At 48.4% G+C, this 19,135-nt stretch carries 20 protein-coding genes and 1 tRNA gene; 9 read left to right on the forward strand and 12 right to left on the reverse strand.

The genetic code is table 11. The features are described 5' to 3' along the window. Positions 1-33 precede the first annotated feature (33 nt). Positions 34-777, reverse strand: a complete 744-nt coding sequence (locus ACTHRE_RS00110) for a pseudouridine synthase (protein ID WP_004520512.1) — start codon at positions 775-777, stop codon at positions 34-36. A 330-nt stretch (positions 778-1,107) separates the two neighbouring features. Between ACTHRE_RS00110 and ACTHRE_RS00115 the strand changes: the two genes are divergently transcribed. Further along, a complete protein-coding gene (locus tag ACTHRE_RS00115; RefSeq protein ID WP_377073187.1) occupies positions 1,108-3,189 on the forward strand; it encodes a carbon starvation CstA family protein in 2,082 nt (693 codons plus the stop codon). Beyond that, the gene (locus ACTHRE_RS00120; RefSeq protein ID WP_049343946.1) at positions 3,179-3,373 is read left to right on the forward strand and encodes a YbdD/YjiX family protein; all 195 of its coding nucleotides are present in this window, start codon (positions 3,179-3,181) and stop codon (positions 3,371-3,373) included. The genes ACTHRE_RS00115 and ACTHRE_RS00120 overlap by 11 nt, the downstream gene beginning before the upstream one ends. A gap of 60 nt (positions 3,374-3,433) precedes the next feature. Here ACTHRE_RS00120 and ACTHRE_RS00125 read toward each other — a convergent pair whose 3' ends face one another. From ACTHRE_RS00125 to ppsA, 3 genes are all read right to left on the reverse strand, one after another. Then, a complete protein-coding gene (locus ACTHRE_RS00125; protein WP_003747439.1) occupies positions 3,434-3,916 on the reverse strand; it encodes a hypothetical protein in 483 nt (160 codons plus the stop codon). A 170-nt stretch (positions 3,917-4,086) separates the two neighbouring features. Further along, positions 4,087-4,791 carry a peptidoglycan DD-metalloendopeptidase family protein gene (locus tag ACTHRE_RS00130; protein WP_036491300.1) on the reverse strand — a complete coding sequence of 235 codons (705 nt, stop codon included), beginning with the start codon at positions 4,789-4,791 and terminating at the stop codon, positions 4,087-4,089. Between the two features lie 270 nt (positions 4,792-5,061). Beyond that, positions 5,062-7,446 (reverse strand): phosphoenolpyruvate synthase, encoded by a 2,385-nt coding sequence (gene ppsA, locus ACTHRE_RS00135; RefSeq protein WP_440344791.1) that lies wholly within the window; start codon positions 7,444-7,446, stop codon positions 5,062-5,064. 417 nt (positions 7,447-7,863) lie between these two features. Between ppsA and ppsR the strand changes: the two genes are divergently transcribed. Beyond that, the gene (gene ppsR / locus ACTHRE_RS00140; RefSeq protein WP_003684897.1) at positions 7,864-8,685 is read left to right on the forward strand and encodes a posphoenolpyruvate synthetase regulatory kinase/phosphorylase PpsR; all 822 of its coding nucleotides are present in this window, start codon (positions 7,864-7,866) and stop codon (positions 8,683-8,685) included. 55 nt (positions 8,686-8,740) lie between these two features. Here ppsR and dcd read toward each other — a convergent pair whose 3' ends face one another. From dcd to ACTHRE_RS00160, 4 genes are all read right to left on the reverse strand, one after another. Then, the gene (gene dcd, locus ACTHRE_RS00145; protein WP_003680541.1) at positions 8,741-9,307 is read right to left on the reverse strand and encodes a dCTP deaminase; all 567 of its coding nucleotides are present in this window, start codon (positions 9,305-9,307) and stop codon (positions 8,741-8,743) included. A gap of 125 nt (positions 9,308-9,432) precedes the next feature. Then, entirely contained in the window at positions 9,433-9,864 is a 432-nt protein-coding gene (locus ACTHRE_RS00150; RefSeq protein ID WP_377073182.1) for a hypothetical protein, read from the reverse strand. Positions 9,865-9,886: 22 nt separating this feature from the next. Further along, on the reverse strand, positions 9,887-10,669 hold the full coding sequence (locus ACTHRE_RS00155) for an ADP-ribosylglycohydrolase family protein (protein ID WP_070646740.1): 783 nt from the start codon (positions 10,667-10,669) through the stop codon (positions 9,887-9,889). Between the two features lie 77 nt (positions 10,670-10,746). After that, positions 10,747-11,646 carry a recombination-associated protein RdgC gene (locus ACTHRE_RS00160; RefSeq protein ID WP_377073180.1) on the reverse strand — a complete coding sequence of 300 codons (900 nt, stop codon included), beginning with the start codon at positions 11,644-11,646 and terminating at the stop codon, positions 10,747-10,749. Positions 11,647-11,779: 133 nt separating this feature from the next. On the opposite strand from ACTHRE_RS00160, the gene ACTHRE_RS00165 reads away from it, so the two are divergent. After that, a tRNA-Glu gene (locus tag ACTHRE_RS00165) sits at positions 11,780-11,855 on the forward strand. A gap of 126 nt (positions 11,856-11,981) precedes the next feature. After that, positions 11,982-13,277: a serine--tRNA ligase gene (serS, locus tag ACTHRE_RS00170; RefSeq protein WP_377073178.1), complete on the forward strand. Its 1,296-nt coding sequence runs from the start codon at positions 11,982-11,984 to the stop codon at positions 13,275-13,277. A gap of 65 nt (positions 13,278-13,342) precedes the next feature. Here serS and ACTHRE_RS00175 read toward each other — a convergent pair whose 3' ends face one another. From ACTHRE_RS00175 to ACTHRE_RS00185, 3 genes are all read right to left on the reverse strand, one after another. Further along, on the reverse strand, positions 13,343-13,579 hold the full coding sequence (locus tag ACTHRE_RS00175; protein ID WP_377073268.1) for a putative hemolysin: 237 nt from the start codon (positions 13,577-13,579) through the stop codon (positions 13,343-13,345). A gap of 132 nt (positions 13,580-13,711) precedes the next feature. Further along, on the reverse strand, positions 13,712-14,515 hold the full coding sequence (locus tag ACTHRE_RS00180; protein ID WP_070615391.1) for a basic amino acid ABC transporter substrate-binding protein: 804 nt from the start codon (positions 14,513-14,515) through the stop codon (positions 13,712-13,714). Positions 14,516-14,591: 76 nt separating this feature from the next. Beyond that, positions 14,592-14,843, reverse strand: coding sequence for an NGO1151 family protein (locus ACTHRE_RS00185; protein ID WP_377073176.1), 252 nt, complete (start codon positions 14,841-14,843; stop codon positions 14,592-14,594). Positions 14,844-15,005: 162 nt separating this feature from the next. Here ACTHRE_RS00185 and ACTHRE_RS00190 point away from each other — a divergent pair, with 162 nt between their 5' ends. The 4 genes from ACTHRE_RS00190 (at position 15,006) to ACTHRE_RS00205 (ending at position 18,094) form a co-directional block, all read left to right on the forward strand. Then, complete coding sequence (locus tag ACTHRE_RS00190; protein WP_377073174.1) at positions 15,006-15,806, forward strand: hypothetical protein; 801 nt, start codon at positions 15,006-15,008, stop codon at positions 15,804-15,806. 121 nt (positions 15,807-15,927) lie between these two features. Beyond that, entirely contained in the window at positions 15,928-16,488 is a 561-nt protein-coding gene (locus ACTHRE_RS00195) for a DUF3465 domain-containing protein (protein ID WP_377073172.1), read from the forward strand. Positions 16,489-16,631: 143 nt separating this feature from the next. After that, positions 16,632-17,801: an O-succinylhomoserine sulfhydrylase gene (gene metZ, locus ACTHRE_RS00200; protein WP_377073171.1), complete on the forward strand. Its 1,170-nt coding sequence runs from the start codon at positions 16,632-16,634 to the stop codon at positions 17,799-17,801. 86 nt (positions 17,802-17,887) lie between these two features. Then, positions 17,888-18,094: a DUF2788 domain-containing protein gene (locus tag ACTHRE_RS00205; protein WP_003680520.1), complete on the forward strand. Its 207-nt coding sequence runs from the start codon at positions 17,888-17,890 to the stop codon at positions 18,092-18,094. A 65-nt stretch (positions 18,095-18,159) separates the two neighbouring features. Here the strand turns inward: ACTHRE_RS00205 and ACTHRE_RS00210 are convergent, their stop codons facing one another. Further along, complete coding sequence (locus tag ACTHRE_RS00210; RefSeq protein ID WP_377073169.1) at positions 18,160-18,951, reverse strand: Cof-type HAD-IIB family hydrolase; 792 nt, start codon at positions 18,949-18,951, stop codon at positions 18,160-18,162. Positions 18,952-19,135 lie beyond the last annotated feature (184 nt).

Consider the following 19,135-nt stretch of genomic DNA (forward strand, 5'->3'; position numbering starts at 1 on the left):
TGTGTTTTCAGACGGCCTTTTTGTTATCTGCAATTAAAACGATTCGTCAGCGCGTAAATAACGCCATTTGCCCGGTGGCAGTCTGCCGAGTTTGACTTTGCCCATGCGGATGCGTTTCAAACCGACGACGCGCAGGCCGACCAGTTCGCACATGCGGCGGATTTGTCGTTTTTTGCCTTGTCGCAAAATAAAGCGCAACTGGTCTTCGTTTTGCCATTCGACTTTGGCGGGACGCAATTTTTCTCCGTCCAAACTCAAGCCGTGGTTGAGCAGGGCAAGGCCTTTGTCGTCCAGTTTGCCGCGGACGCGGACGAGGTATTCTTTTTCGCTGCTGCTGTTTTCGCCAATCAGTTGTTTGGCAATGCGGCCGTCCTGAGTGAGTACCAACAATCCGACGGAGTCGATATCCAGGCGGCCGGCAGGGGCTAAGCCGAATTTGTGTTTTTCGCTGAAAGGGATACGACTGTCGTCGCCTTCCCAGTGGTTTTCGGCGGTAATGAGTTCGGCGGCGGATTTATAGCCTTTTTCTGCCTGCGCGCTGACGTAGCCGACGGGTTTGTTCAGAAGGATGGTTACGCGCGCGGCTTGTTTTTCATGGGCTTGTTTGTTGAGGTCGATACGGTCGCGCTCGGTTACTTTTTGACCGAGTACGGCGGTTTGGCCGTTTACTTTGACCCAGCCTTGCTCAATGTAGCTGTCTGCCTCGCGGCGCGAGCATAAGCCTAATTGCGCCATGCGTTTGGAGAGGCGCATGGTTTCGGAATCGTTGTTTTGCATGGTATGGCAATATAGAGAAATGGGAATATCGGATTATAGCATTGACCGTTTGTCAGGCCGTCTGAAAACTGAATATTTGGATTTTCAGACGGCCTTTCGTTTGCTATATGTTAAGGAATATTTGGTTTTGAAGTAAAAAATGAAGGGTATATTGTCTGTTTGTGTTAACCTTACGAACGAACTAATCATTTTGTTTTCAGTCGAATTGGGGTTGAAATGACATTTCACTCATGAAATCATGAAGACTATAATGACTGGTCTTTCTGAAGCGCATTAAGGCAGTTTGTCGCTAAAGCAAGCCTTAGTGCATCACGTTTTAAGGATAAATCAATGAAATCGCTCAAATCATTTTTGATCTGGGGCATTGTGGTTTTGGTAGGCTTGGCCTCCTTTACTACTTTAGCTCTCAGCCGTGGCGAGCAAGTCAGTGCGATTTGGATGGTTACGGCCGCCATTTCGGTATACTGCATTGCCTACCGTTTCTACAGTCTTTACATTGCCAACCGTGTGATGCAGCTTGATCCTAACCGTCTGACTCCGGCAGAACGCCACAATGACGGCTTGGACTATGTTCCCACACATAAAGGCGTACTGTTCGGCCACCACTTTGCCGCTATTGCCGGCGCAGGCCCTTTGGTTGGTCCTGTATTGGCAGCTCAAATGGGTTATCTGCCCGGTACTTTGTGGATTATCTTCGGCGTGGTATTTGCCGGTGCCGTACAGGATATGATGGTACTGTTTGTTTCTATGCGCCGTGATGGTAAATCTTTGGGCGATATCGTGAAACAAGAACTCGGTACCGTCCCAGGCGTGATTGCATCCATCGGTATTTTGATGATTATGGTCATCATTATGGCGGTGTTGGCGCTGATCGTTGTGAAAGCATTGGTTCACAGCCCTTGGGGTACGTTCACCATCGCAGCGACTATGCCGATTGCCCTGTTTATGGGTATCTACACCCGTTACATCCGTCCGGGCAAAATTGGCGAGATTTCCATCGTCGGCTTTATTTTGCTGATGTTGGCTGTGATTTACGGTGAAGATGTTGCCCACAGCTCCTTCGGCCATTGGTTCGACCTTGATGGCATTCAGCTGACTTGGGCGATTATGATTTACGGTTTCGTGGCTTCCGTATTGCCGGTTTGGCTCTTGCTGACTCCGCGCGACTATCTGTCTACCTTCCTGAAAATCGGTACGATTGCAGCTTTGGCTTTGGGTATCGTTATTGTTAACCCGACTCTGCAAATGCCTGCAGTTACCCACTTTATTGACGGTTCAGGCCCAGTATTCTCTGGTGCATTGTTCCCATTCTTGTTCATTACCATCGCTTGTGGTGCGGTTTCAGGCTTCCATGCGCTGATTTCTTCAGGTACTACGCCAAAAATGGTGGAAAACGAAACCCACGTCCGCATGATCGGTTACGGTGGCATGATTATGGAAAGCTTTGTGGCCATTATGGCTCTGGCTGCTGCCGCTTCGCTTGATCCAGGCGTGTACTTCGCGATGAACAGCCCGGCCGCGCTGATTGGTACAGATGCCAACACAGCTGCCGAAGTCATCACCACTAAACTGAATTTCTCTGTTGATGCCGCAACTCTGTTACATACTGCTAAAGAAGTGGGCGAAAACACCATTCTGTCCCGTGCAGGTGGCGCACCAACCCTTGCAGTCGGTATGGCACACATCATGAGCCGTCTGATTCCGGGCGAAGCCATGATGGCGTTCTGGTATCACTTTGCCTTGCTGTTTGAAGCCTTGTTCATCTTGACCGCGGTTGACGCAGGTACACGCGTTGCCCGTTTCATGATTCAAGACTTGGGCAGTATCTTCTACAAACCATTCGGTAATACCGACTCTATCCCTGCCAACTTGGTTGCAACATTCTTTGCCGTGGCATTGTGGGGTTACTTCCTCTATACCGGCGTAACCGACCCTCTGGGTGGTATCAACTCGCTCTGGCCGTTGTTCGGTATCGCCAACCAAATGCTTGCAGGTGTAGCGTTGATTATGTGTACCGTTGTATTGGTGAAAATGAAACGCGACCGCTATGTTTGGGTAACTTTGGTTCCTGCTTTCGGCGTATTGTTTGTAACCTGCTATGCCGGTTTGCAAAAACTGTTCCACAGCGATCCGCGCGTCAGCTTCTTGGCTCACGCAGGCAAATACCGCGATGCCTTGGCTTCAGGCGAAGTCCTTGCTCCTGCTAAAGACATTGGCGAAATGTCACAAATCATCTTCAACGACCAAATCAATGCCGGTCTGACCGCTTTGTTCCTGGCAGTTGTCGTGATTGTAGCCGTGTACGGTTTCCGTACCGCCATGAAAGCCCGCAAAGTCGGCTGGCCAACTGCTAAAGAAATTCCAGCAGTGTACCGCGACGGTAAACAGCCGGAGGCTCAGCATGAAGCATAAGCTCGCATCTTGGTGGAAAACCATCAAGTTGACAGCAAACTTGATGGCCGGTGTCCCAGATTATGAAAACTACGTTGCCCGCCAGCGCAAACATAATCCCAATGCGCCGGTCATGACCGAGCTGCAATTCCAAGACTACTGCCGCAAACGCCGTTGCGGTAGCAACGGCGGACGCTGTTGTTAATGAAGGCATGAAAAAAGGCCGTCTGAAAATACTTTCAGACGGCCTTTTTAGTTCGATAAATTATTTATCTTGAGCGTTTTTTTGTTCGCGGACAACCCATTGGGCAATGTCAGAACCCAATACTTTGGAAGTACGGTTCAAGACGGCACAAGAGCTTTTATAAGCGCCAAACATACCGCCGGAAGAATTGCGGGTAAAGGTTTTTTTGCCAACTTGTTTACCGTCAACATACAAAGTGGCTGAAACAGCCATACCTTTGGCGTGACCGATAAAGGCATTGCCTGCACTCATGGCCGAAGTAATGGCGATATCTGCGTATGTGCCTTGTTTTTTACCGTCACGGACAACCGTTACATCGCTTTTGGCTGCAGTTTCTTGCAAAGATTTGGACATGATGCTGCCCACTTCTAAACACTCGGAAACAATACGGGTATCGATTTCTTCTTTGTCGCGGTAAGGAATGCTTTCATCAATATGGACATCCGCGCTGGCAAATGCAGATGCAAACAAGAATGCGGTTGCAAGGATACGGTTAGGAGACATAGTAGGGTACCTGAAATGGAATGTTAAAAAGAGTTGTTATTGTATAACGGCGTTTACACTCAATCAACATAAGTTAAATAGGAAAAGATTTTGTTGAAATAGCTGTTATAGCAAGATAATCAAAAGGCCGTCTGAAATACTGTTATTTCAGACGGCCTTTTGATTGGGCATTAATTTGTTCTGGTCAAATAAGGCAGAGGATCGACTGCTTTGCCGTTTAGACGAACTTCAAAATGAAGCTTGACGCTGTCTGTATCGCTGCTACCCATGGTGGCGATAACTTGGCCTGCTTGGACTTTTTGATCTTTTTGTACCAAAAGCGTGTCGTTGTGGGCATAGGCGGTAATGGTGTAGTCGTTGTGGCTGATTAAAATCAGCTTGCCGTAGCCGCGAACTTCTTCGCCAACGTAGATAACGGTACCGGCTGCGGCAGAACGGATTTGTTGGCCTTGTGTGCCTGCAATATCTATGCCTTTGCTGGTTGTGCCGTTGTAGCGTTGGATAATGGAGGATGAGGCGTTATCGGTTGGCCATTGCAAGCTTAACCGATTGATCGGGGTAACGGCGGTTGCTTGGCGTTGCTGCGTAGCAGTATTGCGGGAGGCAACATGACGGCGGACGCGCAATACTTGACCGACTTCGATTTGTGAGGCGTTGGGAAGATTGTTCCATGCAACCAGTGTATTGACGTTTTGTCCGTAGCGTTTGGCGATTTGGGTCAGGGTATCGCCGGGGCGGACTTTGTAGTAGCCGTCGGGTACGGCGCGGTTGGAAGAGGTATTGTTGCCGGCGCAGGCTGCTAAGACGGCAATGGTGCTGATGAGTGCCAGACGTTTCAAGGCCGTCTGAAAGGTGGAAATAAAGGTTGTATTCATGGGTTGTTTCTAAATGTATCGTTATACTGTATATGATAGATAGGAAGAGTGAAAAAAGGTTCACTCAAAAGGCATGGGATAAAATGCGGAAAGGCAATATAGTACCATTGAGAATTTGTAGATATGGTTGAATATTTTTATATCTTTTTGATGAAAAGGGACTTTTTTGAAAAGGTAAAAGAACGTGAAAGTTCTTTCAGACGGCATTGAATAAGGCAATAAAAATCCCCTGCCGAGATAAACGGGCAGGGGATTTTTGTCTCATCGAACTTATTTGTTCAATTCGTTAGCCAGATACAGCCAAGTTTCAATCACGGTATCAGGGTTGAGCGATACGCTTTCGATACCTTCTTGAACCAGCCATTTGGCAAAGTCCGGATGGTCTGACGGGCCTTGACCGCAAATACCGACGTATTTGTTTTGTTTGCGGCAGGCAGAGATTGCCAAGTGCAACATCACTTTAACGGCAGGATTGCGTTCGTCAAAGGAGTCGGATACCAAGCCACTGTCACGGTCGAGGCCGAGGGTCAGCTGGGTCATGTCGTTAGAGCCGATGGAGAAGCCGTCGAAGTATTGCAGGAATTGTTCTGCCAATACAGCGTTGCTTGGCAACTCGCACATCATGATCAGGCGCAGGCCGTTTTTGCCGCGTTCCAAACCGTTTTCTTTCAGGGCTTTGACAACAGCTTCGGCTTCACCCAAAGTGCGGACGAATGGAATCATGATTTCGACGTTGGTCAGACCCATTTCGTCACGGACGCGTTTCAAGGCTTTGCACTCGAGTGCGAAGCAGTCTTTGAAGCTGTCAGCGACATAACGCGCCGCGCCGCGGAAGCCCAACATTGGGTTTTCTTCGTGCGGTTCGTAGATGCTGCCACCCACCAAGTTGGCGTACTCGTTGGATTTGAAGTCAGACATACGGACGATGGTTTTGCGTGGGTAAACCGAAGCAGCCAAAGTTGCCACGCCTTCTGCGATTTTATCGACATAGAAGTCGACAGGGGAGGCATAGCCGGCGATGCGGCGGGTAATTTCCGCTTTCAATTCGTCGTCTTGTTTGTCAAATTCCAACAAGGCTTTAGGATGGATACCGATTTGGCGGTTGATGATGAATTCCATACGTGCCAAGCCGATGCCTTCGCTAGGCAGGTTGGCGAAGCTGAATGCCAATTCAGGGTTACCAACGTTCATCATCACTTTGACAGGGGCTTTAGGCATGTTGTCCAAAGCAACATCGGTAATTTGTACGTCCAACAGGCCGGAGTAGATGAAGCCGGTATCGCCTTCGGCACAAGATACGGTAACTTCTTGGCCGTCTGAAAGCAGATCGGTTGCGTCGCCGCAGCCTACAACAGCCGGAATACCTAATTCACGCGCGATAATCGCTGCGTGGCAAGTACGGCCGCCACGGTTGGTCACGATGGCAGAAGCACGTTTCATTACCGGTTCCCAATCAGGGTCGGTCATGTCGGTAACGAGTACGTCGCCTGCTTCAACGGAATCCATCTCGGAAGCATCTTTCACCAAGCGAACTTTACCTTGGCCCACTTTTTGACCGATGGCTCGGCCTTCGCACAAGACAACTTTTTCGCCGTTGATAGAGAAGCGGCGCAGGTTGCGGCTGCCGTCTTCTTGAGATTTCACGGTTTCAGGACGCGCTTGCAGGATGTAGAGTTTGCCATCCAAGCCGTCGCGGCCCCATTCGATGTCCATTGGGCGGCCGTAGTGTTTTTCGATAGTCAGCGCGTAATGAGCCAACTCGGTTACTTCGGCGTCAGTAATGGAGAAGCGTTGACGGTCTTCTGCAGGTACATCAACGTTGGTTACAGATTTACCGGCTTCGGCTTTGTCGGTAAAGATCATTTTGATTTGTTTCGAACCCATGGTTTTGCGCAGGATAGCCGGTTTGCCTGCTTTCAAAGTAGGTTTGAATACATAGAATTCGTCAGGGTTTACCGCGCCTTGTACGACGTTTTCGCCCAGGCCGTAAGAAGAGGTAACGAAAACGACTTGGTCATAACCGGATTCGGTATCGATGGTAAACATCACACCGGATGCACCGCTGTCAGAGCGCACCATGCGTTGTACGCCGGCAGAAAGGGCAACGATGTCGTGTTCGAAGCCTTTGTGGACACGGTAAGAAATGGCACGGTCGTTGTACAGGGAAGCGAATACATGGTGCATTGCTTCTTTAACGTTATCCAAGCCGTTGATATTCAGGAAGGTTTCTTGTTGGCCGGCGAAAGAAGCATCCGGCAGGTCTTCTGCTGTTGCGGAAGAACGTACGGCAACGGAAATGTCCGCACCGCCGGCATCGGCAACCATTTTGTTCCAAGCTGTTTCGATTTCAGCATCCAGCTGGTCAGGGAACGGAGTATTCAAAATCCATTGACGGATTTCTTTACCCACGCGCGCCAACTCGGCAACGTCTTCAACATCCAGTTGTTTCAGGGCTTCGGAAATACGCTCGCTCAGACCATTGTGAGCCAGGAAAGCACGATAAGCTTCGGCTGTGGTTGCAAAACCGCCGGGAACGCGCACGCCTTTTTCAGTCAGTTGGCTGATCATTTCGCCCAAAGAGGCATTTTTACCGCCCACTCGCTCAACGTCAGTCATACGCAGGTTTTCAAACCAAATAACGTAGTTTTCGGCCATTTGTGTGTCCAATCCAATCCAAAAAATGTTAAAAAAGAAACAAATCCGCCTGCTTATTGTAGCCATTCGTTTGATGGCTGTCATGTGTTTTATCTTTTTAAAAATCACAAATTCGTCTGTGATATTGTGCTTTTCAGGCGTGTAGCCTTCTGAAATGTGAATATCAGATTCATGTTTTTACGTGTTATCTTCTTGTTAAATATGGAAAACAAAATAAGTTAATAAATTTGATAAACAAGATTTATTTTACAATTTTAGAATAAAATTCTACAAAATAGAAAAAAATAAAATTTTGTGCCAATTTAAAAATTGTTCAAATTTGTTGTAATCCTGTGTAATTTGTCGGGAATCGCTTTATTGCAAAGGTTGTAACTGCTATGATTGCCGTCTGAAACGTTACCTTCAAGAGGATTCATTATGACTGATCCACGCCAAGTCTTTTATATTTCCGACCGAACCGGCCTGACCGCTGAAAATATCGGTGAAGCCTTGCTGAACCAATTTGGCAATGTTGAGTTCAAACGCCATACCTATCCGTTTATCGATACGCCTGAAAAAGCGCGTGCTGTTGTAGACAAAGTCAACCAGTCAGCTGAAAAATTCGGCGTGCGCCCGATTGCTTTTGTCAGTGTGGTCAATGACGAAATCCGTGAAATCATCAAGAAAGCCAATGCGTTCCATATTAATTTCTTTGAAACCTTTCTCGGTCTTTTGGAAAAGGAACTCAATACGGAGGCGGTTGCCGCCCAGCAGGGGCACCACAGTATCGGCAATACCCAACGCTATGATGCGCGTATGGAGGCGGTCAATTTTTCACTGAATCATGATGACGGCGTCAGCGATAAAAACCTGCAGGAAGCGGATGTGATTTTGATGGGCGTGTCCCGTTCGGGCAAAACGCCGACCTGTCTCTATCTGGCCCTGCAATACGGTATCCGTGCCGCAAACTATCCATTGATTCCCGATGATTTGGAATCGACCGATTTGCCGCGTATGGTCAAGCCTTATAAAGACAAGCTGTTCGGCTTGACCATTCAGCCTGAGCGTCTGCAGGCTATCCGTCATGAACGCCGTCCTAACTCGACCTATGCCAAAATCGATACTTGCCGCAGCGAGATTGCCGATGCGCAAAATATGTTCAAACGCCACGGAGTACCGTTTACCAATACAACGGATAAATCAGTGGAAGAACTCGCCGTTCATATCTTGCAGGCTTGCAAGCTGAAACGCCGTTTCTAAATTAAATGATAAAAGGCCGTCTGAAACTTCAGACGGCCTTTTTTTATTTTGTACATTAAGTCTTAGGCAGGGTAACACCGGTTTGTCCCATGTATTTGCCGTTGCGGTCTTTGTATGAAGTTTCGCAGACTTCATCGCTTTCAAAGAACAAGACTTGGGCCACGCCTTCGCCTGCATAAATTTTGGCAGGCAGGGGGGTGGTGTTGGAAAACTCAAGCGTAACGTAGCCTTCCCACTCAGGTTCGAATGGGGTAACGTTGACGATAATGCCGCAGCGTGCGTAGGTGGATTTGCCCAGGCAGACGGTCAGGACGTTGCGCGGGATGCGGAAATATTCGACTGTGCGCGCCAGTGCAAAGGAGTTGGGCGGAATGATGCAGCAGTCGTCTTCGACTGTAACGAAGTTTTTCGGGTCGAAGTTTTTCGGGTCGACGATGGTGCTGTTGATATTGGTAAAAATTTTAAATTCGTTGGCACAACGGATGTCGTAGCCGTAGCTGGATGTGCCGTAGGAAATGATGCGTTGGCCGTTGGCCTCTTTGATTTGATTGGGCTCGAACGGCTCAATCATGCCGTGTTCTTCGGCCATGCGGCGTATCCATTTGTCGGATTTAATGCTCATGGTGGTTGTCCTGGGGTAAGGGTTGTTTGGAAATTCTTTGAAATCAATACAACAGCCTTTAGGCTGGCTTGTTAATTGATGTTTCAGACGGCCTAAAAGCTGGATAAGGCCGTCTGAAAGTCTGTTTATTTGGTTTTGGAAGCAGATTTCTTAGCCAGTTTGACTTCTTTAATCATACCGTCTTCGCATTTCATGATGAAGACGGGTGTGCCGTTTTGGGAGGCGGTAAAGTTTCCGTGCGCCCTGCCTTTTTTGAACACGCCCTCCAGCGTCATATTGCGTAATTTGGCGCTGTTGGAGGAGAAAGGTTCGATAAAGGTTTCGCCGTTCCCGGAAACGGTATATGCGCCTTTGCCGTCAAATTTGCCGTTTTTAAATGAGCCGACATAGCTGCGGCCGTCTTGGCATTTCCATGTACCTTTGCCGGACGGTTTGCCGTCTTTGCCGACATCGCCATCATAAGCGCAACCTTTTTCCTGATAAGGATTGATGGTTTCGGCAATGGCAGGCGTACCCAGCATTAAGGCGATAGGGAGTAGGGCGAGGTATTTCATCATTTATTCCTTTTTGCAGGCGGTTTCAGACGGCCTGATATTGGGATTCAAAAGTCAGCAGGGTTTCAGCAATACGGCGTGGCAATATGGCTAAAGCGTGTTCGCACATGGATGCAGGGATACCATGGTAGGCTTCGGCAATACTGCCGGTAATGGCTGCCAAGGTATCGCTGTCGCCGCCTAGGGAAACCGCTAGTCGGATGGCGTGTTCAAAATCATCGCTTTCAAGAAAGGCGGTAACTGCTTGAGGTACGGTTTCTTGACAGCTTTCGTTGAAATGATAATGCGGGCGGATTTGGTCGCAACTTTGGCTCAAATCATAGCCGAATTGTTGCGTAATGTTTTCTTTGATTTGCGCTTTGCCCATACCGGTACGCGCCCAAAAGATGGCGGCAGCTACGGCTTGCGCACCTTTAATGCCTTCCGGGTGGTTGTGCGTTACGGCGGCGGATTGTTCGGCAAAATGCAGGGTTTCTTCCAATGTGGCAAATGCCCAGCCAACGGCAGAAACACGCATGGCCGAGCCGTTGCCCCAGCTATTATAAGGTTCTGGATCTTTCCATTCTATCCATTGTGAGAAGCGGCCGCCATATGCGCCTTTTGGACAGGGATATGCCCTGCACCAGCCTTGTAAAATAGAGGCCAAATGATCGTTGCAGCCTTGTAAAACCCAGTCGGCAATGGCAACAGTGCAAATCGTGTCATCGGTAAAGTTGCTGTCGGGGCTGCAAATGTCAAAATCGGTGTGACGGTAGTTGTCAAACTCGAATCGTGATCCGGCAATATCGCCAATGACTGCGCCCAACATCATGACATCCTTTCTGATACTTCTATTTATATTTCAGACGGCCTTTGATATTCCCAATCGAAAGGCCGTCTGAAAAATTACTCTTGCCAGCCGCCTAAATAAGAAACCAGTTCTTCCAACATGGTGCTGATGGCTTCGGTCATCAGGATTTGTGAGGCAAAGGCGAGGCTGGCTGCATCGTCGCCGTTGCTTTCGGCTTCTTCTTGCAAAACGTCCAGATACTGGATGCGTTTGAGCGTAAAGTCTTGGGTGAGGATGAACGCGATTTGTTCGCGCCATACCAAGCCCAGCTGGGTAACGGTTTTGCCATTTTTGACGTGTTGTACCACTTCATCGGCGGTCAGGTCTTGTTTGGAAACTTTGACGACCGGAACAACATCGCCTACGCCTTTGAGTTCGCAGTCGCTGTCTAATTCAAAACCGCCTTCGCAATGGCCTTGCAGCAGCCAGCTGGTCATCAGGGAGGAGGGCGATTGTTTGGTGTTGGGCAGGGCTGCTTCCAAACCGCCCAAGGCTTCGCGCAGTTTGGTCAGGATATTTTCCGCTTTGGCAGATGCGGCATTGTTGACCAAAAGATACCCGTGGCGCGTGTCGAAAATCGCCTGTGTGCGTCTGCTGCGCGTAAAGGCACGGGGCAGCAGGTCGTCAGTAATCTGTTCTTTCAGCTCTTGTTTTTCTTTGCGGCCGACATTGCGCGCTTCGTTGTTTTGGATTTCCAAAACCTTTTCATCCAAAATATCGCGGATCACGCCGGCAGGCAGGACTTTTTCTTCTTTTTTCAGAGCAACGCGCCAAGTGTAATCGGCAGGGAAAACCAGCTCGGGAGAAAAGGAAACCGGCGTGGCAAAGCCTTCGCTAAACCAGTCCAAACCCTGACAATGGGCAAATTCGGATTGCGCCAATTTGTCGGCAAGGACTTCCAATTCGGGCAACTTGTCTTTGTTGAGCGGATAAAAACTGATTTGCTTAAACCACATGGCGAGTTTTCCTTTTTATTAAAACCGGCATTATACAGGGAAAATAACATACGGAAATCGGCAGTATCTTTAAAAATGTAGTAAAGGCGTTGACAGAAGAAAAGGGTTTCTGTATAGTTCGCGCTTCGGTTACGCGCCCATCGTCTAGAGGCCTAGGACACTGCCCTTTCACGGCGGCAACCGGGGTTCGAATCCCCGTGGGCGTGCCAGAATTCTTAAAAAAACGCTCCTGCTTTTTGCAGGGGCGTTTTTTGTTTTCAGACGGCCTGTCGCTGTGAAAATATCTTTAAATTGGTTTACAATAATGCCATTCTGAATCTTAACGAGAGAAAACAATGTTAGACATCCAATTGCTCCGCAGCAATACCGCCGCAGTCGCCGAACGTTTGGCCGCCCGCGGTTATGAGTTTGATACCGCGCGTTTCAACGCTTTGGAAGAGCAACGCAAAGCCGTTCAAGTGAAAACAGAAGAGTTGCAGGCTTCGCGCAACAGTATTTCCAAACAAATCGGTGCGTTGAAAGGTCAAGGCAAACACGAAGAGGCTCAAGCTGCGATGGATCAGGTTGCCCAAATCAAAGTGGATTTGGAGCAGGCTGCCGCTGATTTGGATGCCGTTCAGAAAGAATTGGATGCTTGGCTGCTGAGCATTCCGAACCTGCCGCACGAAAGTGTGCCTGTCGGTAAAGACGAAACTGAAAACGTTGAGGTCCGCAAAGTTGGCACGCCGCGCGAATTTGACTTTGAAATCAAAGACCATGTTGATTTGGGCGAGCCTTTGGGCTTGGATTTCGAAGGCGGTGCGAAACTTTCCGGCGCGCGCTTTACCGTCATGAAAGGTCAAATCGCCCGCCTGCACCGCGCACTGGCACAATTCATGCTTGATACGCACACGCTGAAACACGGCTATACCGAACATTACACGCCTTACATTGTAGATGATCTGACCCTGCAGGGCACAGGCCAACTGCCTAAATTTGCAGAAGATTTGTTCCACGTTACCCGCGGCGGTGATGAGAGTAAGAAAACGCAATATCTGATTCCGACCGCCGAAGTAACGCTGACTAATACTGTTGCCGACAGCATCGTGGCCGGCAGTGATTTGCCGTTGAAATTGACTGCGCATTCCCCATGTTTCCGCTCCGAAGCGGGCGCATACGGTAAAGACGTGCGCGGTTTGATTCGCCAGCACCAATTCGACAAAGTGGAAATGGTGCAAATCGTTCATCCGGAAAAATCATACGAAGCGCTGGAAGAAATGGTCGGCCACGCTGAAAATATTTTGAAAGCGTTGGAACTGCCATACCGCGTGATCACTTTGTGTACCGGCGACATGGGCTTCGGCGCAACCAAAACCTACGACTTGGAAGTTTGGGTTCCAGCGCAAAATACCTACCGTGAAATTTCCAGCTGCTCCAACTGCGAAGATTTCCAAGCTCGCCGCATGAAGGCGCGTTTCAAAGATGAAAACGGTAAAAACCGTTTGGTGCATACTTTGAACGGCTCAGGCTTGGCAGTCGGCCGTACTTTGGTGGCCGTTTTGGAAAACCATCAAAATGCCGACGGCAGCATTAATGTTCCTGCTGCGTTGCAACCGTATATGGGTGGCGTGACCAAATTGGAAGTAAAATAATCGCTGTTTAAAAGAAAAGGCCGTCTGAAACTAGGGTTCAGACGGCCTTTTCTATGATTGAGTAATTATTTGTTATGTTGACGGAAATGTTCCCATTCTTCGACAACGGTACCGTCAGGCAAGTGGCACACGCTGTATTCGCCACCGTCTTTATCTTTTTTGATTTCGGATTTTCCGCCTTGTTTGATGCAGAATTCAGAAGCCGGATTGGCTGCTCCGACCTTAGGAGATTCTTGTTTTTCATAAGTGGAACAGGCGGCCAAAGCAGTTGCGGCAGCGAGGCTGAGGATGATAGGTTTGATCGTGGCGTGTCTTTTATTTGAAATATAAAAACAAGCGGATTATAAGGGATGATTGCGTTTAATGGCGTTAACCAGATTAAAGGCCGTCTGAAAAATTTTCAGACGGCCTTGAGTTTAGGAAGTCAAACCGGATTATTTGGCTGCTTCGGTTTTTTCGCCTTCTTTAGCAAAGTATTTGGCGTAAATTTTGTCGTATTCGCCACTTTCGCGTACTTTTTTCAGCGCATCGTTCAACATTTTGATGGTTGCTTCGTCGCCTTTGCGTGCAGCGATACCGTAGTTTTCGATGGTGAAGTCGGGCAGGGAAATGAAATCCAAGCCTTTGGTTGGGTTGTTTTTCACATAGTTGGCAATAACCGCGCTGTCGCTGACTACTGAATCCAGACCGCCGTTTTCCAATTCTTTGATAATCAGGGGAACGCTTTCAAAGCGGGCGATTTTCGGATTGTCGTTGCCCAAGAGTTTGGAAACGGAGAAGTCGCCGGTGTAGCCGGTTACCACGCCGACTTTGGCCATGTTTTTCAGGTCTTCGGAAGAAGCCACTTTTTTGCCTTTTGGAACGAGGACAACTTGGGTGATTTCAAAGTATGGATCGCTGAAGAGCATGCTTTGTTTGCGGTCGTCAGTGATGGTTACGCCGGACATTACGATGTCCACGTCGCCGTTGTTCAGAGAAGGGAAGAGGCTTTCCCATGGCTGGTGTTTGAATTCGACTTTGAAGTTGCCGGCTTTAGCCATGGCATTCATCAAATCTACGTCAAAACCTTCTACTTTGCCGGCAGAATCCAAAGATTCGAATGGGGCAAACTCGGCGTTGGAGCCGACACGGTACACTTTATCGGCAGGAGCAGAGGCATTGTTGCTTTGACCGCCGCAGGCAGTCAGGGCAAGGGCGGAACAAGCGAGGGCGGTGGCCAGCCATTTTTTTATGTTCATGATATGTGCTTTCTTAATAAAATGTTAACGGATAAAATCTTAGTTTAGCATAATTTTGTGAACAAACTAGCCGAAATCAGTGGTCTTTTTCTCGGAAAAATGCGTAGGTTACGTCATGGAAGAGGTCGGTGTGCGGGCTGTCTTCATAGCTCAATTCCGCCAACGCGTCTTCAAAGGCAAGCTGGATGGATTCTACGGCATCGTTAGCCATGTCGGGGGGCAGGGAGCGGATAAGGCCTTTGAGTGCGGTGGCGAGGACGTGGTTTTGCATACGCAAAGCGTCGTTGGCCTCTTCCAGATATTCGAGGCGTTGTTCGATGCTGCTCATGATGTATCCTTGAGTATTAAATAAAATAGTGATTATATAGCGAATTAATATTAAAATGTGACGCTTGCGCCGGCTTGCCGGATATGTCCAACCATCGGCCGTATTTCAAGTGATTTTAGGTTTGAATGCGGTTCACAATAAAAATGAAAAAACGAGATTATTATGGAAAACAACCGTCTTGACCCCGCAGTCCTCGAGGAAGAAGACCTGAATTGGGAAAAACGCCTGGAAAGATTGCGTCAGGCACGACAATTCAATACCGCGCCGACTCATGCGCCATTGGTCAAAAAATCGGACGAAGCTGTCGATGCTGCGCCCAAAACCGTGTCTAAAAAAGAATATAAATTGGATGCCGACAATCGTGAAAAAGTATTGGAAGAGTATTTGTACCGCTGGCAGTTGGAACACAATACTGCCCTTGCCGACGAGGGCGAAGCAGTGGAAACCGATGCGATGGTGGTTTTGCAGGACAACTGGTTGAGCGCGCAATCGGCATTGCAGGCCGCGGCTTCAGAGCGTCACATTGAATCAACGCGTACCGTCAGACTGAATCCGAAATCAGGTGCCGTAGATTTTGATGTGCCTGAAGTGGAAGAAACTGAAAAACCGGAAAATGATGATGCGGAAGCGGCTGAAGAGGCGGTTTCAGACGGCCTTGAACAAGAACCGGCCATCAATGTCCATATCAATGTATTGAACCCGCAAGCGATCGGCCGTCGGCAAGTATTCTGCGTTTCTGAAAAAGATTTGACCGAGCGTCTGATTAAGCGTTTGCGTCCCCATGTGGCTGATGCGGTCAACGGCATGATTCGGATTGCCGTACAAAAACAAATGGCCTTGTTCACTTACCAGTTGCAGCAAATGCTGAACGAGCAGGCGCCGGGCTTGGTGGAAGATGTATTGGAACATAACGTCAAACGTATTTTGGACGATATGAAGACTGAAATGAAATACCGCCGTTGAGTATCCAGGCCGTCTGAAAAGTTTCAGACGGCCTTCGGCGTAAATTTCCCTTAAAATTTTACGAAGCGTGTATAATAGCGGCTCACGTTTTCGTGATAAATATCCTTTCTAAATAGTTGATATGCCCGATGCAGAATCGGGCATTTTTTTTGAGATTGTTATGAATAAAAACAAAATCATTGTATTGCTGATTGCTCTGGTTGCCGTATTTGCCTATCAAAAAATGCAAAACAAGCAGCCGCTACAATCGCAGGATCGGCAGAAAATAGAAGCCGTTCAAAAACAAAATAATTCGGGTAGAAAAAACGCCGATACGGCTCAGCAGCAAATCGGTTCGGACAAGGAATCAGCCGAAGCGGTTTTGAAACAGGCGTTTGAAAACGAACAAAGCGATATTCAGGTTGAGGGCGAGGGCACGGTATGGAAAACCCTGCCGGATGATAACAAAGGCACGCGCCACCAACGCTTTATCTTGAAGCTCTCCAGCGGCCAGACGCTTTTGGTGGCACACAATATCGACCTTGCCGATAAGATTAAGGGGTTGGAAAAAGGCGATAAAGTAGCATTTTACGGCGAATACGAATGGTCAGAGCAGGGCGGCGTTATCCATTGGACGCACCATGACCCGTCAGGCCGGCATACTGACGGCTGGTTGAAACACGATGGCCGCCTTTATCAGTAAAAACGGTTTTCCTGTTTTTTCAGACGGCCCGAAACACGGCCTTCGGCTTGAAAGATGGTAGAAATCGGCGCAAAATGTTAACAAGTTAAACAGACGGAAAATATTGTTCCGTCCATTGGAATACACAGTAGATTGGAGAATAAATGAACAAAAAACTTCATCCGCAAACGCTGGCCATCCGGGGCGGCAAAGAGCAGACCGAATATCGCGAACACAATCAGGCGCTGTTTTTGACCAGCAGCTTCATGTGGGAAAGCGCGCAACATGCGGCAGATTTGTTTTCCAAAAAAATTAAAGGCTTTACCTATACCCGTACAGCCAATCCGACTACTGCCGCTTTTGAAAAACGCATTGCCGCATTGGAAGGCGCAGAGCGCGCGGTAGCCACTTCGACCGGTATGTCTGCAATTCAGGCGGCGTTTTTTACCTTCTTGCAAGCAGGCGACCACGTTGTTTCCAGCCGCAGCCTGTTCGGCACGACCGTCGGTTTCATCAACAACATCGTTACCAAGTTCGGCATCGAAGTCAGCCATGTATCGCCGGTTGATGTAGATGAATGGAAAGCGGCAATCAAGCCCAATACCAAACTGTTTTTCTTGGAAACTCCGTCCAACCCTTTGGGCGAAGTTGCCGATTTGGAAGCGCTGGCTGAACTGGCGCACAGCATCGGCGCGCTTTTGGTGGTGGACAATAGCCTCTTGTCGCCAGCCGGTTCGCAGCCTTTGAAACACGGTGCGGATATTTCTGTTTCTTCCGCAACCAAAGCGATTGACGGTCACGGCCGCGTGATGGGCGGCGTGTTGGCCGGTTCGGAAGAATTGATGACACAAGTTGCCATGTATTGCAACTCTTGCGGTTTGGCGATGTCTCCGTTTAACGCATGGCAGCTGTTGAGCGGTGTGGAAACTCTGTCGCTGCGTATGGAAAAACAATACGACAATGCGCTGAAAATTGCACAATGGTTGAAAGAGCAGCCGCAAGTCCAAGCTGTGTACTACACCGGTTTGCCCGACCATCCGCAAGCCGAACTGATCCGCAAACAGCAAAATGGCGGCGGTATTGTGGTAGGTTTTGAAGTTGCAGACCAAGAAGAAGCATGGAAAATCGTGGATGGCGTCGAGCTTTTCTCCCGTACTGCCAACCTCGGCGACGTGCGCTCAACCATCACTCATCCGTGGACAACGACCCACGGCCGTATGCAGCCTGAAGAAAAACTTGCCGCCAATATCCGCCCGGGCTTGGTGCGTCTGTCTGTCGGCTTGGAATACGTTGACGATTTGATTGAAGATTTGAAACAAGTCTTGAACAAATAAGTTCAAAAAAGATATTTCAGACGGCCTGTTGCGGTAAGGCCGTCTGAAATTTACGGACACACATCTGAACCATACAAGGAAAGAATATGACTGAAGCAGAATTCGCCTCATGGGCAATGAAAATCCTACTGAGCGGCCTGATTATCTTTTTGGGCTTTATTGTTTGGAACTTGGGTAAAGAATCCAAAGCCGGCAAATTCGGCATCGCCATGCTCTTCTTGGTTTTGGGCTTGGGTGTGTTTGGATTCGTATTTAAAGAGTTGCTGATTAGCTTTTTGGTATTGCCGAAGTAGGCAAGAAGTTTATAGGTAGAACAAGGCCGTCTGAAAATGTTCAGACGGCCTTTTGATTTGATGTTTTAAATGATGCCCAATTCTTGCAAGCCGCGCAATACGCCGTCTTCATCGACACTTGGGCAGACGAATTGTGCGGCCGCTTTGGCAGCTTCTTCGCCATTGCCCATGGCAACACCAAAGCCGACGGTTGACAGCATTTCCAAGTCGTTGAAGCTGTCACCGAATGCCATTACTTTGCTCATATCAATGCCCAGTTTTTCCACTGCGTGGGCGATGCCGCGTGCTTTTGAACCTTCTTTGCGCAGCAGATCCACAGCATATTCATGCCAGCGAACGGATTTGAAGCCTTGTTGCTGGGTTAGTGGGTGCAGGATTTTTTCTTCTTCCTTATCCACAAAGACCAACATTTGATAGACAGGTTGTTTGCGGAAATATTCTTTGTCGGTTAAAAAGTTGGGCAGGATATGCGATAAGCCTTCGACAACGCGCGGCGAATGGGAGGAAACGGCAATTTCTTGGTTGTTGACAAAGGCGTAGTCTATTTTGTGTTGTTCAAGCAGGTTGATGGCGGTTTCGATGTCGGCAATATCCAAGGGGTAACTTTGCAGGGGTTTGCCGCGAAAGGAAATATATTGGCCGTTGATGGTAACGAGCATGTCGATACCGCATTCTTGAATCAAGGCTTTGACTTTGGCGGGAATGGCGGCTTCTGGACGGCCGGTGGCAATGGCAGTCAAAATGCCTTTGGCTTTTAATGCGCGCATGGCTTGGGCAACTGAGGGACGCAGGGTATCCGTGTATTTGCGGTAGAGGGTGTCGTCGATGTCAAAGAAGATGATTTCAGGGTTGTTCATGGTTTACTCGTTGGGCTGGGTATACACAGCTTTCATTGAAAATTGTGTGAACAGCTTGTGTATAAATCGGTTTAGTATTTGATTGCTATTATAAAAATAAGTTCTGATTAAAATTTAGGCAGAGTTTTATTTTGAGAATAAAGCGGAAAGTTATTCACAATAGGTCGTCTGAAAATTTGGTTTT

This window comes from Neisseria sp. P0001.S007 (genome assembly GCF_051963655.1).
Classification (GTDB): domain Bacteria; phylum Pseudomonadota; class Gammaproteobacteria; order Burkholderiales; family Neisseriaceae; genus Neisseria; species Neisseria subflava_A.